Annotated in this window: 13 protein-coding genes and 3 pseudogenes; 13 read left to right on the top strand and 3 right to left on the bottom strand. The window is 62.5% G+C overall.

Annotated features, from left to right (window positions below):
* Positions 1-71 precede the first annotated feature (71 nt).
* The gene (locus EET10_RS16095; protein ID WP_036403653.1) at positions 72-1433 is read left to right on the top strand and encodes a Mu transposase domain-containing protein; all 1362 of its coding nucleotides are present in this window, start codon (positions 72-74) and stop codon (positions 1431-1433) included.
* On the top strand, positions 1430-2299 hold the full coding sequence (gene istB, locus EET10_RS16090) for an IS21-like element helper ATPase IstB (protein ID WP_036403655.1): 870 nt from the start codon (positions 1430-1432) through the stop codon (positions 2297-2299). Before EET10_RS16095 ends, istB (EET10_RS16090) begins: the two co-directional genes overlap by 4 nt.
* A gap of 42 nt (positions 2300-2341) precedes the next feature.
* Here the strand turns inward: istB (EET10_RS16090) and EET10_RS16085 are convergent, their stop codons facing one another.
* From EET10_RS16085 to EET10_RS16075, 3 genes and pseudogenes are all read right to left on the bottom strand, one after another.
* Positions 2342-2596, bottom strand: coding sequence for a hypothetical protein (locus EET10_RS16085; protein WP_122502306.1), 255 nt, complete (start codon positions 2594-2596; stop codon positions 2342-2344).
* Between the two features lie 194 nt (positions 2597-2790).
* Complete coding sequence (locus EET10_RS16080) at positions 2791-3348, bottom strand: hypothetical protein (protein ID WP_244601970.1); 558 nt, start codon at positions 3346-3348, stop codon at positions 2791-2793.
* Positions 3329-5313 (bottom strand): annotated as a pseudogene (locus EET10_RS16075) (putative alpha/beta hydrolase). Before EET10_RS16075 ends, EET10_RS16080 begins: the two are co-directional and overlap by 20 nt.
* Here EET10_RS16075 and EET10_RS29675 point away from each other — a divergent pair.
* From EET10_RS29675 to EET10_RS16035, 11 genes and pseudogenes are all read left to right on the top strand, one after another.
* The gene (locus EET10_RS29675) at positions 5233-5451 is read left to right on the top strand and encodes a hypothetical protein (protein WP_167480095.1); all 219 of its coding nucleotides are present in this window, start codon (positions 5233-5235) and stop codon (positions 5449-5451) included. The pseudogene EET10_RS16075 and the gene EET10_RS29675 sit on opposite strands and share 81 nt — an antisense overlap.
* A 348-nt stretch (positions 5452-5799) precedes the next feature.
* Positions 5800-6093 (top strand): hypothetical protein, encoded by a 294-nt coding sequence (locus EET10_RS16070; protein ID WP_122502305.1) that lies wholly within the window; start codon positions 5800-5802, stop codon positions 6091-6093.
* Positions 6094-6190: 97 nt separating this feature from the next.
* On the top strand, positions 6191-7162 hold the full coding sequence (locus EET10_RS30910; RefSeq protein WP_246013643.1) for a hypothetical protein: 972 nt from the start codon (positions 6191-6193) through the stop codon (positions 7160-7162).
* 197 nt (positions 7163-7359) lie between these two features.
* Positions 7360-7515: pseudogene (locus EET10_RS30905) on the top strand (IS1634 family transposase); the annotation flags it as partial.
* Between the two features lie 166 nt (positions 7516-7681).
* Positions 7682-9202 (top strand): IS21 family transposase, encoded by a 1521-nt coding sequence (gene istA, locus EET10_RS16055; RefSeq protein ID WP_122501925.1) that lies wholly within the window; start codon positions 7682-7684, stop codon positions 9200-9202.
* Positions 9199-10011, top strand: coding sequence for an IS21-like element helper ATPase IstB (gene istB / locus EET10_RS16050; RefSeq protein WP_122501800.1), 813 nt, complete (start codon positions 9199-9201; stop codon positions 10009-10011). The genes istA and istB (EET10_RS16050) overlap by 4 nt, the downstream gene beginning before the upstream one ends.
* 66 nt (positions 10012-10077) lie before the next feature.
* Positions 10078-11445 (top strand): annotated as a pseudogene (locus tag EET10_RS16045) (IS1634 family transposase); the annotation flags it as partial.
* Between the two features lie 64 nt (positions 11446-11509).
* Positions 11510-11986: a hypothetical protein gene (locus EET10_RS29225; RefSeq protein ID WP_136624741.1), complete on the top strand. Its 477-nt coding sequence runs from the start codon at positions 11510-11512 to the stop codon at positions 11984-11986.
* 16 nt (positions 11987-12002) lie between these two features.
* A complete protein-coding gene (locus EET10_RS29220) occupies positions 12003-12605 on the top strand; it encodes a hypothetical protein (protein ID WP_136624740.1) in 603 nt (200 codons plus the stop codon).
* A gap of 67 nt (positions 12606-12672) precedes the next feature.
* Positions 12673-12822 carry a hypothetical protein gene (locus tag EET10_RS29670; RefSeq protein WP_167480094.1) on the top strand — a complete coding sequence of 50 codons (150 nt, stop codon included), beginning with the start codon at positions 12673-12675 and terminating at the stop codon, positions 12820-12822.
* Positions 12806-13306 carry a hypothetical protein gene (locus EET10_RS16035; RefSeq protein ID WP_122502303.1) on the top strand — a complete coding sequence of 167 codons (501 nt, stop codon included), beginning with the start codon at positions 12806-12808 and terminating at the stop codon, positions 13304-13306. Before EET10_RS29670 ends, EET10_RS16035 begins: the two co-directional genes overlap by 17 nt.
* The last annotated feature ends 29 nt before the right edge of the window (positions 13307-13335 follow it).

Raw genomic sequence — 13335 nt, 5'->3', positions numbered from 1 at the left:
GAAGGGCGGGCCTCCTTCGATGCTGCTGGTGTCTGAAGCCTGCAGCGCTGCCGAAGGAGGCCCGCTTTCTCATGCTCACATGGGAGGACGATGTGGAAGTACATGCCCTACGCAAACGTGGTTGGACGATCTCGGCGATCGCCCGCCATACCGGGTTTGATCGCAAGACGGTCCGCAAGTACGTGGACGGGGACGGCACGCCCGGGGTGCGTGCCCGACCGAGTCCGGATCCGTTCGATCCGTTCGTCGACTACGTCACCGCGAGGCTGACCGAGGACCCGCATCTGTGGGCCCGCGCCCTCTACGACGAGTTGGAGGAGCTCGGCTTCGGGTTGTCGTATCAGAGCCTGACCCGCAACATCCGCCGACGGGGACTGCGTCCGGCGTGTCAGGCGTGTCGCACGGCGACCGAACGTCCCAACGCGGTGATCCCGCACGCCCCGGGCCACGAAACCCAATGGGACTGGCTGGAATTGCCAGATCCACCTGCATCGTGGGGGTGGGGTAAGACCGCGCATCTGTTGGTCGGCTCGCTCGCTCATTCGGGGAAGTGGCGAGCGGCACTGTCTGCGCTGGAGGATCAGCCGCACTTGGTCGCCGCGATCGACCACGTGGTGCGCGGCATTGGTGGCGTGAGCCGGGTATGGCGCTTTGATCGGATGGCTACCGTCTGTGATCCTGGTTCTGGGCGGGTGACGGCGTCGTTCGCGGGGGTGGCCAAACACTATGGCGTGGCAGTGGCGATCTGCCCGCCGCGGCGCGGCAATCGCAAGGGTGTGGTCGAGAAGGTCAACCACACTGCCGCACAACGCTGGTGGCGCACCCTGGCTGATGACCTGACCCCAGAGCAGGCCCAAGTCAGTGTGGACCGCTTCGCCGCGGTGCGTGGGGACACCCGGCTGCGCGCGACCGCTGACGGGCGGTCCTCGGTGGCCACCGTTGCCCAGGCTGAGCCGTTGGCACTGGTCCCGGCGCTGCCCTATCCGGTGATCATCTCCCAGACCCGCACGGCCTCGCGCCAAGCGTTGGTGTCCTACCGCGGTAACCGCTACTCGGTGCCACCGGAGTTGGCCGCCGCCCAGGTGGTAGTCAGCCATCCCGTCGGCGCACAGTGCTGCGACATCGCCACCACCAGCGGCATCGTCGTTGCCCGACACCGCCTGGCCGCCGACGGCCTCGGGGTGATGGTCCGTGACAGCGGCCATGTCATCGCACTGGATACGGCCGCCATGACGACCGCCACGACGGGGCGCCCGCATCGCCGCAAGGAACGCATCCCGCCCGGGCCGGCGGCCAGATCCGCCGCCGCACAACTGCTGGCCGGGCATGACACCGACCCATCAGTCAGCGAATCCTCCACTGCATCAAATGAATCCACAGTCATCGACCTGTCCGTCTATGAGCGGGCAGCCCAGAAAAGGACCTTGAAATGACCGCTACCCCACGTACGCCGAAGACCAGCCGGGCCGCGAGTACCGAGTCGCCGGCTCAGTCGGCCAGTCGCTATCAGCAGCTGCGCTCGCATCTGGCCGAACTCAAACTGCACGCTGCCGCTGAAGCCCTGCCCGCCGTCCTGGATCAAGCCACCGTTGAGGGCTTGTCGTTGACCGTGGCGCTAGAGCGGCTGTTGGCCGTCGAGGTCGATGCGAGCACCGCCCGACGGTTGGCTGGGCGGCTGCGCTTTGCCTGCCTGCCCACCCCGGCCACGCTGGCCGACTTCGATGTTGATGCCGCCGCCGGCATCGACCGCAAGCTGATCAATGAACTGGGGACCTGCCGCTACCTCGAATCGGCTACCAACATTTTGCTTATTGGTCCGCCAGGTACGGGAAAGACGCATCTGTCCGTCGGATTAGCCAGGGCGGCAGCGTACTCGGGGTATCGGACCTATTTCACTACCGCCGCGGATCTGGCCGCCCGCTGTCATCGTGCAGCCATTGAAGGCCGTTGGGCCACCACCATGCGGTTCTTCGCTGGGCCGACGCTGCTCGTCATTGATGAACTTGGGTATTTGCCGCTGCCCGCCGAGGCCGCTTCAGCGTTGTTTCAGGTTGTCTCCCAACGATATTTGAAATCCAGCATCGTGATCACCACCAACCGCGGCGTTGGGGCCTGGGGCGAAATCCTCGGCGACACCACCGTGGCTGCAGCCATGCTCGACCGCCTCCTACACCGCTCCGTGGTCATCAACCTCGACGGCGAGTCCTACCGACTACGCGACCACCAAGCGGCCGCACAAACCCTCCGCAGAGCCGCCACCGGCACCCAACCAACTACACTGAGCCCTGCTCACAGGTGAGGAATTTCGGCGAGCACACCTGAGGATTTTCGATGAGCGCGATCAGATCGTTGTGCCGAACAGGTGCTGACCCGGCGGCGCGCCGGACGACCAACCATGGGCCACCATCTTTGCGGCGATTTGCTCGAAATAGGCCTGCTGGTCGACCCCTGCGGGTACGCTGAGTGAGACGCCTACTCGGCCCCCGTAAGTTGGGTCACCTTGATCGTTGCAGGACTCCCAGCCAAAGCCGCCTGAAACGTCTCGCAAGTCGGCGATTTTGACGATCTGTTTGGCCGGATCGATTACCTGTGCCATGGCCTGCTCGTTAAAGAGAGGGCGTTCGCGCTGGTCAGTATCGTGCGCGGACGGATACCTCAGCCAACAACCTCCCAACAGGAAAACCGCGCCGGTCGACGCTGCTAAGCCTAGCCGCCAGCGCCGGATTCGATCACTCGGTCTCGTGATTCGTTGGTGAATTGTCGATGCTGTAAACCCTTGCGCGCACCGGCTTATCTCGCATTCAGCTGGTCTTTGATGCTGAAGCCGTTGCTGTCAGAGCGGTGGTTGTTCATATTGCGGCATTCGCCGGAAAGCTCGATAGCCCCGTCGGCGCCGAGAAATGGACTTACGCCAATAGTTGCCATGACACCATCGTTGTGGATCGCCGTTCCGAACAAGTGCTGTCCTGAGGGTGCTCCAGATGACCAACCGTGGGCCACCATCGTCGCCGCGACTTGCTCGAAGTAGGCGCTGTGATCGATGCCGGGGGGAACGTTGAAGGTCATGTCGACCCGACCACGGTAGGGTGGGTCGCCCTGGTCGTTGCAGGACTCCCAGCTGAATCCTCCTGAAACATCCTGTAGTCCAGCTACTTTCGCAATCTGTTTGGCCGGCTCGATCACCTGCGCCATGGCCTGCTCGTCGGAGAGCGGATGCTCGGGGTGATCAGCATCGTGCGCAAACGGATACATCGGAGAACAACCTCCCAACAGGAAAACCATTGTCAGCGCTACTGCCGCAAGCCGGAGCAGGCCTGACCGGCGGAAGTTACTTGAAATCATGGTCATTAGTGACAGAATCTCCCGGCCGGTCCCATTCGGGGTCGACAGTGGCAGGCGTGGTGACCTCAACGTGCGGTAGCGGAATGGTCCCGAACGGGGTACGTATTTGAGTCGGGCTGGAGATCCGTTCTTCGGCTCGATGGGGGGCCAGCATTCCCTCTCGCGCGAGGTGGTCACCATGGCCGACAGTGATTTCGGTGATATTGTGCAGCGCCTCGCTGCCCTTGTTGTAGTAGTGCGAATGGTCGTTGAACCAGGGGGTCACGTTGTGCGTGCCGGCGACTTCGGCGCGGAAGCGCACCGACCCGAAACCGTCGTGAGCGGGATCGGTGCCCAGTCCCGCTAATGGCCCGAGAGGGGCGCCGAGTGCGTCGTTGACCCAATTGGGCACCGCGCTTCCTGATTCGCCGATCCAGCTGATCGCGTCGGTGGAGGCGGCACCTACATAGACTTGCCCGCCGTTGAGGTGAAAATCAGCGGCGCTGTGCGCAAGATCGGTTCCCGGGCAGCCGATCAACACGGCGTCGTTGGCGCGCATGCCGCTGTTGGCGAACGCATCGGCGACTGTGGTCGATCCGTAGGAGTGCCCGATGACGGTGACGTGCGACGGAGTGCCACCTTCGTGGGTAACTGCTAGGCCGTTGACGTCGGCGGCCAGCACCGCACCACCCTGGCGCGCCATCCACGGAGTGCCGACCTGTTGCAGCTTGGTCGGGTCGGTGACAGCCGCTTCGGGATTTTGGAAGTCGAACGCGGGAGCGTCATAGCCCATCCAGCCGATCACTGTGGTGGAGTGGGTGGGGTCCGCTTTGGCCGACTGGTCGTAGAGATTGATGGCGTCATTGTGCCCGTCGTACAACCAGCCTCCTTTCACGCTGCTGTTAGTGCCGGGCACGATGACGGAGGTGTTTTGTGCCCTGTCGGGGTTGCCGATGGCGATCGCTGCCCTGCCCTTGCCGTTATAGGCCAGCGGATCGTAGGCCCATAGCATCACGGGCCGCGGGTGATCTGGGTCATTCCCCTTGTCGTGGTTGAGGCCCTCATTAGTCTTTACCGCGTTCTGATACCGGGTGATATCTGCGGCGGTGAGGCCGTACTTGCCGGGGTTGCTGAACACATCGTTGTCCCGATTGTTGAGCGCGTTATCCCGAAGGCTCCCTGGCGATAGTCCATGCTGTCCGGCGGCATCTTCGACGCGGCGGAGGTCGTCGTTCATCACCGCGACGTTGACCTGATCGCGTACCTCGGCCGGAATGCCATTGAGGTTGCCCAACTCCTGCGGGTGCTGATCGACCAATAGGCGTCGTTGCTCGTCGCTGAGGGAATCCCACCAGCGCTTGACCAGCTCGGGGTTGGTGTCAGGTGGTGGGATCAAGAGTTCGTCGGCTACTTCTATCTCTGCCGGGTCGACGCCGTCGGCGCGCAGATTGCCGAGCCTGCTTTGCAGGATCGCCGAATAGCTGTCGCGAATGTGGTTGAGCTGGACCAGCACTGCCCGCGTTTCGGCAACGGCGTCGTCGCACAGCGCATTGGCCTCATCTTGATCATCGTTGGCGAGGGCCTCACCGATCTCGCAGTCGATATCCTCAAGGTCCTGCTCGAGCGCCGAGATATACCAGCCGGCGGACCGTTGCGCCTCAGCCAGGGCGGCCGCGATGTTCTCTAAATCGACAGCAATCTTCGGCAGTTGCGCAGCCTGGAGCTTCAGCGACGTGGTTACGCGTTGCACTTCAGCGGAGTCGTTGATTGGGTGATCGCCGTTCTCCCGGTTCCAGGCCCATTCGAAACGCTGGCCGCGCCTGATTGAATGCTGCGTCGGCCTCGGCCGTCGAGACACCCGCGTCATGGAAAGCTCTGGCTAGATCGGAAATCTGAGCCGGGCGACCCCGCTTGGAGGCTCCTGTTGACCGTCCACGGATCGCCGCCGGCTTCGGCAATCAGGAGGGCGATGCTTATGTAGCGGAGTTCCATTGGATCACCGGATGTATTGCGGCCCAACGTTTCTCGTTCTGCAGCCTATTCTTCCGCGGCGGCTGGCGCGCTATTGTCCAGTTGCGCGTCGGGCGGATGACGCTGCCGGTGTCGACCAACATCACGAACTCATCCTAGCCAGCTGTGCGGATGCAATGCTTGCAGTGCATCGGCCGCGGCTTGTCACACCACATCGAGCAGGCGCCGGCACCCTTGCGGCGGCGCGGATCTCGGCAACAATCGCTGATGCCATTGCCGGGTGCTCCGCTCGCGCGTGCTCTTGTTTCGATAGCGCTGAATTCCTGGGGGTACTGGTCGACCAACAGGGCGTCGCTGCAAATTGCTGGGCGGATCCCGCCAACGCTTGGACTGGTCCTGGCGTCGGGATCAAGAGTTCGTCTGGTCGGTCCCCGTGGGCCCAGTTCACGGCGACCGATGACCTCGGGTGAGTTGCCGACCCGCGCCACATCATTAGACTTCCCGAGGATGGAGACCGGTGAGCTGCGTGTCGATGTCTATCAGCTCAGAGCCTCGGCGAGCCAGTGGCGTGAGCTCAGCACTAGGTTCAGCGTCCTGGCATCACCGACACCGGGGCGGCCGTGTCAACCCACGACCGCGGCGGTGGGCGGCGCTCATACGGCGGTCGGCCTCGCCGCAGAAGTCTTGACCAACCGGACCCAGGCGACGACCGGTGCGGTGGAGACTGGTGCCGTGGGGTATGGCAGCAACGAAGTGACGGCGGCGGGGGAGATGGCGGCCGTCCGACCGCGGATGGTGTAGATGCTTCCGACCCTGTCGCAGCTTCAGGGCCTGGGATACCGAGCATCTCATCGATGCGGCCCACTACTGGTCCAGGACAGCCGACCTGTGGGAGGACGTGTTGCTGCAGATGCGCAACCAATCTCACACCATTGTCTGGGACGGCGCTGGCGGCGAGGCGCTGCGAGCGCGAACCGGCGGTGATTTGGTGATCGTCACCGCCAAGGCCGACCAGCTGCGTCAGGCCGCGGTCATCGAGCGTGAGGGCGCCGGAACCATCGGCGCCGCCCAACGGCGGGTCATCTATGCCGTCCAAGAAGCCAACGACGCCGGCTTCAACGTCGGCGAAGACCTCTCTGTCGCCGATACCCGAACCAGCCGCAGCACCGCAGAACAGGCATCTCGTCAGGCACAAGTACAAGCTTTCGCCGCCGACATCCGCCAACGCGCCACCCAGCTCGTCGGGGTCGAACACGAAGCAGGCGCCAAGATCACCGCTGCGACGGCAGGAATTGCCACCACTAGCTTTCCGGAGACCCCCCACGACCACGAACCTCACATCCAGGCCGTCGACCACACCTGGAAACAAGGCCCACCTCCGCCGGAGCAGCCGATGTCGCGTGAGCAAGCTGCCGCTGGGTTGAAGGATGTCAACAAGAGGATATGGGAGCACAACCATATCTATAAGCCATTTATTGAATCGCTCCCCCCCAGCGATCCACGAAGATCTGATTTTCACGTCGAAACCCAATTACTTAACGCCGAAAAGCAACAATACCTAGACGTCTTACCGCAGCAGCACCCGCCCACGAATGTAATCGGCCCGGGCGGAGTCAACCTGCCCGGCGTTCCGCCTGGAGTTATCTCAGACACCCCGGCGAAATCTGGACAAGGTTGGATCTATTCGATAACGCCAAATCAACCAGGCATTGATCCACGCGTCGTATCGATCCGAGTGATGGAACCAACAGCCCAGTACCCCCACGGATATTTGAATTACCTCAATATTATGAGTCAAGAAGTGGACCTGTTTACTGGTCGGACGATGTTATCTTCAGATCCCTTTGCGCATATACCCGTGCCAAACTGATGATAGGATCTTTCATATGAACGCTTATTCGATTCGCGAACTTTATGAGTTCGCGCCGGAGGTCATGCTGACTACAGTTTCTAACCTGACTTCGGTCACTTTTCCGGTTTGGGGTTGGCGCGACGCTTGGACCTGCTGTTTTGTGGTCGTTGGGGCCGGAATGTGTGCACTAACGGATGGGTTCGTAGGGTGCCGGAGTGGCCTATATGCGGACGGTGAGGACCAAGTCGGGGGCGACAGCGGTGCAGATTGTGTGGTCGTCGCGGCGCGGTGCACGCTCGATCGAGCATGTGGGTTCGGCTCATGACGCGGTGGAATTGCAAGCACTCAAGACGGCGGCCGTACGGCGGCTTACTGTCCGTGGCCATGAAAAAGTACCCACTGGTGGCCAAGTCGAGGTATCCGTTTTTGGCCAGATAAAAGTATCCACCCCGTGTTCGTCGTGTCGATCAGGAACTGCGGGCCCCGATGGTGACGGTGAAGGCGCCAACCACTCAGCGCCACCACCGGGGAGTTCCATTGAAATCTGCGAAGGACCGAATGGACATCATTTCCGCCTACCAACAGCTCGGGTCGTATAGGGCTGCCGCCGAGCACTGCGGCACCACCCACCGCACCGTCAAGAAGATCGTGGACAAGTTCGAGGCCGACCAGGCCGGCGTCCCGCCACCACCGCGGGCCGAACGGGCCCACAACTACGACGCGGTCGCCGATCTGGTCGCCGAACGCGTGGAGAAATCGAAGGGTCGGATCTCGGCCAAGCGGCTGCTCCCGAAGGCCCGTGCGGCGGGCTACACGGGTTCTGATCGTAACTTCCGCCGCCTCGTCGCGGAGGCGAAAGCGTTGTGGCGCAGCACCAATCACCGAGGCCGTCGTCCAGCCGTGTGGGAACCCGGTGAGTACCTGGTCATCGACTGGGCTCAAGTCGGACCGGGGTTGTTCCTGTTCTGTGCGGTGCTGGCGTTCTCGAGGTGGCGCTTCGTGCGCTTCGCCACCAACGAGCGTGCCTCGACCACGTTGGCATTGATCGCCGAAGCCCTGGCCGCCGCGGGTGGGGTCCCGGCGCGGGTGCTGGCCGACCGGATGGCCTGCCTCAAGGGCGGGGTCGTGGCCAACGTCGTCGTCCCGACTCCGGACTACGTCCGGCTGGCCGGTCACTACGGCTTCGCTCCCGATTTCTGTCATGCGAGTGACCCGCAGTCCAAGGGCATCGTGGAGAACCTGTGCGGCTACGCCCAGGACGATCTTGCCGTCCCGCTGTTGACCGAGGCCGCCGTCACCGGAACACCGGTCGATCTGCGTATCGCCAATGCCGCGGCGGAGGTGTGGTGCGCGGAAGTGAACGCCGCGACCCATTCGGAGATCTGCGCGGTTCCCGATGAACGGTTGATCGTCGAACATGAACTGCTGCAACCACTCCCATCCCTGCGACTGCAGATCGGGGCACCATCGGTGCTGCGCAAGGTCGACCGCCTGTCCTGCATCCGGTACGGGTCGGCGCGCTACTCGGTGCCGATGCGGTTGATCGGCACCACGGTGGCCGTGGTCGTCGACCACGGCGCCATCTGTCTGCTGGAGCCCGGCACCGGGGTGATCGTGGCCGAACACGAACTCGTCGCACCCGGCGGCACCTCGATCCTCGATGAGCACTACGACGGACCCCGGCTAGCACCCAGTCGCGGCCCGCGCCCGAAGACCATGGTCGAGAAGCAGTTCTGCGACCTCGGCGCCGATGCGCAGGCGTTCCTGGTCGGCGCCGCGGCGATCGGCAACACCCGGCTGGCCTCGGAGTTGGAGATCCTGCTCGCCCTCGGCGCGGCCCACGGCACCGACGCCCTGGTCTCCGCGCTGCACCGGGCGGTGGCGTTCCGCCGGTTCCGAGCCGCCGACGTGCGTTCCATCCTGGCCGCGGGCACCGGGGCGCCGCAGCCCCGACCCGCTGGCGACGTGCTCATCCTCGACCTGCCCGTGGCCCCGACCCGCTCCCTGGACGCCTACAGGATCACCCCCGCCGTGGCCGATGGCGAGGTGATCCCATGAGCAGGACGCCACCCATCACCGACGCTGAACCCGTTGCACCGAAATCGATTCCACCCCTCGCCGCCGATCTGGATGCCGGGTTGCGACGGTTGAAACTGGCCGCGGTGCGGCGCACCGCACCCGAAGTCCTGATCACCGCCAAGACCCAACGCTGGACTCCCGAGGAGGTTCTGCGCACGCTGGTCGAGACCGAACTGGCGGCCCGCGACGCCTCGAACGTCGTCAACCGCCTCAAAGCCGCGGCGTTCCCCGTGCCCAAGACGTTGGAGAGCTTCGACGTGGCCGCCTCCTCCATCCCGCCGAAGACCTTCGACTACCTGTCGAGTCTGGAATGGATTCGCGCGCAACAGAATCTGGCGATCATCGGCCCCGCCGGCACCGGCAAGTCCCACACCCTGATCGGGTTGGGAACCGCCGCGATCCACGCCGGACACAAGGTCCGCTATTTCACCGCCGCCGACCTCGTCGAAACCCTCTACCGCGGCCTGGCCGACAACACCGTCGGCAAGATCATCGAATCGCTGCTGCGGGTCGACCTGATCATCCTCGACGAACTCGGGTTCGCCCCCCTCGACGACACCGGCACCCAGTTGCTGTTCCGGCTCGTCGCCGGCGCCTACGAACGCCGCTCGCTGGCCATCGGATCGCACTGGCCCTTCGAGCAGTGGGGCCGCTTCCTGCCCGAACAGACCACCGCGGTCAGCATCCTCGACCGCCTCCTGCACCACGCCACCGTCGTCATCACCGACGGTGACTCCTACCGCATGAAAGACGCCAAACACCGGAAGGAGACGCCCACACCAACCTAGGAACTACCGCACGGGGTGGATACTTCTATCTGGCCACCAGCGGATACTTCAACCTGGCCATTGACACTTACTGGAGGTCAGCAGACCCTCGACCTTGATGTCGGTGACACCGAAATATCCGGTGCCTCTTTGGAAATCGTCTCTTCGCGGATGGCGTTTTTGTGGGACAGCTTGTGCGCTGCGTATGTCCGGCTTGGCTTCGATCGGGCCGCTGGAGCCGATGAGGTGTTCCGGGATCTGGTGCTGGCCCGGATCATCGAGCCGACCAGTAAGGCCGACTCGCTGCGGGTACTGGCCGAGACCGGTATCGCCACGGTGTCCTACCGCACCCTGACCCGGCACCTGCCGCGGTTCGCCACAGCGGCTTTCGGCCGGGCGTTGTCCAAGGCGTGCGCGGTTCAGGCGGCGTTGGGGCCGGCGTCGTTGGTGCTCTACGACGTCTCGACGCTGTACTTCGAGACCGATAAGGCCGACGGATTCCGCGAGCCCGGATTCTCCAAAGAACGTCGGCTCGAACCGCAGATCACCATCGGCCTGCTCACCGATGCGACTGGATTTCCATTGGCAGTACACGCATTTGAAGGCGACAAGGGTGAAACCAAGACGATGCTGCCCGTCATCAACGCCTTCAAGAAGGCCCACCAACTCACCGATGTCACAGTGGTCGCTGATGCCGGCATGATCTCCGAGGACAACCAGAAAGCGATCTACGCCGCCGGGCTGACCTTCATCCTCGGCTCCAGGATCCCGTTCCTGCCCGGCGTCATACGCGAATGGCGCGACAAGCATCCCGGCGAGGACATCCCTGACGGGCACATCTTCACCCAGGCCTGGCCGGCCAGCAGCAAGGAGAAGGCCCGCGGGATCCCCGACCGGGTCATCTTCTACCAGTACCGTGCTGACCGGGCCCGGCGCACCCTGCGTGGTATCGATGAGCAGGTAGCCAAAGCCCAGGCCGCCGTCGACGGGAAGGCCCCCCTCAAACGCAACCGGTTCATCACCGTGACCGGCGAGAACCGGTCGGTGAACCGGGAGTTAGAAGCCAAAGCCCGCGAGTTGGCCGGGATCAAGGGCTACACCACCAACCTGACCGGCCAGACCGCAGACTTCGTCATCGATGCGTATCACCAGTTGTGGCGGATCGAGAAGGCGTTCCGGATGTCCAAGCACGACCTGGCCGCCCGCCCGATCTACCACCACAAACGCGAGTCCATCGAGGCCCACCTAAACATCGTGTTCGCCGCGCTCGCAGTCAGCCACTGGATCGAACACCAAACCGGTTGGAGTATCCGGCAATTCGTGCGCACCACACGCCGATACCGCACCGTGGACATCCGAGCCGGCCAACACACCCTCACCGCCGCCGATCCACTGCCCGCCGACCTACGCGACGCCCTCGCCCAAATCAGCGGAGCCGACCTACGCACTAAATGACCGAAGTCAGGTCCAGGCCGTCGACCACACCTGGAAACAAGGCCCACCTCCGCCGGAGCAGCCGATGTCGCGTGAGCAAGCTGCCGCTGGGTTGAAGGATGTCAACAAGAGGATATGGGAGCACAACCATATCTATAAGCCATTTATTGAATCGCTCCCCCCCAGCGATCCACGAAGATCTGATTTTCACGTCGAAACCCAATTACTTAACGCCGAAAAGCAACAATACCTAGACGTCTTACCGCAGCAGCACCCGCCCACGAATGTAATCGGCCCGGGCGGAGTCAACCTGCCCGGCGTTCCGCCTGGAGTTATCTCAGACACCCCGGCGAAATCTGGACAAGGTTGGATCTATTCGATAACGCCAAATCAACCAGGCATTGATCCACGCGTCGTATCGATCCGAGTGATGGAACCAACAGCCCAGTACCCCCACGGATATTTGAATTACCTCAATATTATGAGTCAAGAAGTGGACCTGTTTACTGGTCGGACGATGTTATCTTCAGATCCCTTTGCGCATATACCCGTGCCAAACTGATGATAGGATCTTTCATATGAACGCTTATTCGATTCGCGAACTTTATGAGTTCGCGCCGGAGGTCATGCTGACTACAGTTTCTAAGGCGAACCCATTAACCGAGCAGGGCGCTCTAAATGAAGCCGAGTTTATCGATATGCGCCTTTCGCCGCAGCGCTCGCGCGCCGGAATTATCTTCGATATCCGATGGAGCGGTTTCGAGGATTCAAATACTGCTCTCGTCGTGCTAACGGGTGTCGGGAAGGTCGACTGGTCGAACGATGCCAGTCGCCAGTATCCGTGGTACTCCACACGAGGCTATTGGACACCGACAACGTCTAATATCCCTCCGCTGATCGCACCGAATGGTGGCGACATATGGGCAAGAGACGCGGATCGTCCCGGAACAGTTGCTGATCCAAGGGCGATGCCCGCCATTGAAAAATTGACCGAGTATGTCTTGAACTTCGATTGGTTGTCCATGTCGGGACTAACCGCTCGGATCTACATCGGACACGTCGATGGCCTAGACGGCGCGCCGCCGGACATGATGGAGTTGTCCGATGCAGAAATAATCGCCGGATTTCCCCAGTGGGAATCAGTGATGGAGGTGCGCGAGCAGTACACGTATTCGCCATGAACGAGAGGCTCGTACGGCCAGACCCGATGGCTGCCGCCCTCTGACGAAAGTCTCACGAATCGCCAACATGAGCCAAGGCAATCCGACCGTGCCCGGCGGTGGACAGAAGGGGGTGATCACCATGTATCCCCTGGCAGGGGGTAGTGGAGTAGTAGAAATTGGGCCGAACTGGACCTGGACACCACCGTGGGTGAACAACTATGTCCCCATCAACTGATCCGGCAGAAGGGCAGCGACAGTTCGCCTCCGATGTGCTGCAAAAGTTGTTGCGGTACATCGTGATTAAGAACGCTGACAATGCCGGGAGAGAAGCGCCGGGGTACTACGTGTTCTTGGTTTCCCATGCGTGGACCGAAGGTCCCATGATGTACCTGGTGTACCAGGCGCCACCGTCAGAAATTGCTTGGGGCCTCGTCCGTGACACCAGGAAGTCCCTCATAGATCCTGGGCCGTGGACCGACTTTGATGATCCGGCGTTGTATTACTACCTCCTCGACCTTGAAGAGGGCTGGTCGGGTCCGGTTTGCGTTGAGCCGCAGGATGATCTAGACACCATCCACTGGCGAGGCGATCAAACCGAAGGCCTCCCCGAGCGTGTGTCAGACATTCCCAACGAGTATCGGCATGCGCCGCCGGAAATACGGCGCAATGAAGCCTCGCCGGCAGTCAATGAACCCCGGCGCTACGCAAATCCGCTGTAGGCGTGTCGACACCGGCGCTGTCGGCGCTC

The sequence above is a fragment of the Mycobacterium pseudokansasii genome (assembly GCF_900566075.1).
GTDB lineage: Bacteria > Actinomycetota > Actinomycetes > Mycobacteriales > Mycobacteriaceae > Mycobacterium > Mycobacterium pseudokansasii.
The sequence above is the reverse complement of the archived record's forward strand: the minus strand, read 5'-3'. Positions and strand labels throughout refer to the sequence as shown.

What these genes read in the sequence shown, in the direction of transcription:
- EET10_RS29670 (WP_167480094.1), top strand. Translation starts at nt 12,673, where the DNA reads ATGAGCCAAGGCAATCCGACCGTGCCCGGCGGTGGACAGAAGGGGGTG.
- EET10_RS16035 (WP_122502303.1), top strand. Translation starts at nt 12,806, where the DNA reads ATGTCCCCATCAACTGATCCGGCAGAAGGGCAGCGACAGTTCGCCTCC.
- EET10_RS16080 (WP_244601970.1), bottom strand. Translation starts at nt 3,348, where the DNA reads ATGACCATGATTTCAAGTAACTTCCGCCGGTCAGGCCTGCTCCGGCTT.
- EET10_RS16095 (WP_036403653.1), top strand. Translation starts at nt 72, where the DNA reads ATGCTCACATGGGAGGACGATGTGGAAGTACATGCCCTACGCAAACGT.
- EET10_RS29225 (WP_136624741.1), top strand. Translation starts at nt 11,510, where the DNA reads ATGTCGCGTGAGCAAGCTGCCGCTGGGTTGAAGGATGTCAACAAGAGG.
- EET10_RS29220 (WP_136624740.1), top strand. Translation starts at nt 12,003, where the DNA reads ATGAACGCTTATTCGATTCGCGAACTTTATGAGTTCGCGCCGGAGGTC.
- EET10_RS16085 (WP_122502306.1), bottom strand. Translation starts at nt 2,596, where the DNA reads ATGGCACAGGTAATCGATCCGGCCAAACAGATCGTCAAAATCGCCGAC.
- istB (WP_036403655.1), top strand. Translation starts at nt 1,430, where the DNA reads ATGACCGCTACCCCACGTACGCCGAAGACCAGCCGGGCCGCGAGTACC.
- EET10_RS16070 (WP_122502305.1), top strand. Translation starts at nt 5,800, where the DNA reads ATGGAGACCGGTGAGCTGCGTGTCGATGTCTATCAGCTCAGAGCCTCG.
- istB (WP_122501800.1), top strand. Translation starts at nt 9,199, where the DNA reads ATGAGCAGGACGCCACCCATCACCGACGCTGAACCCGTTGCACCGAAA.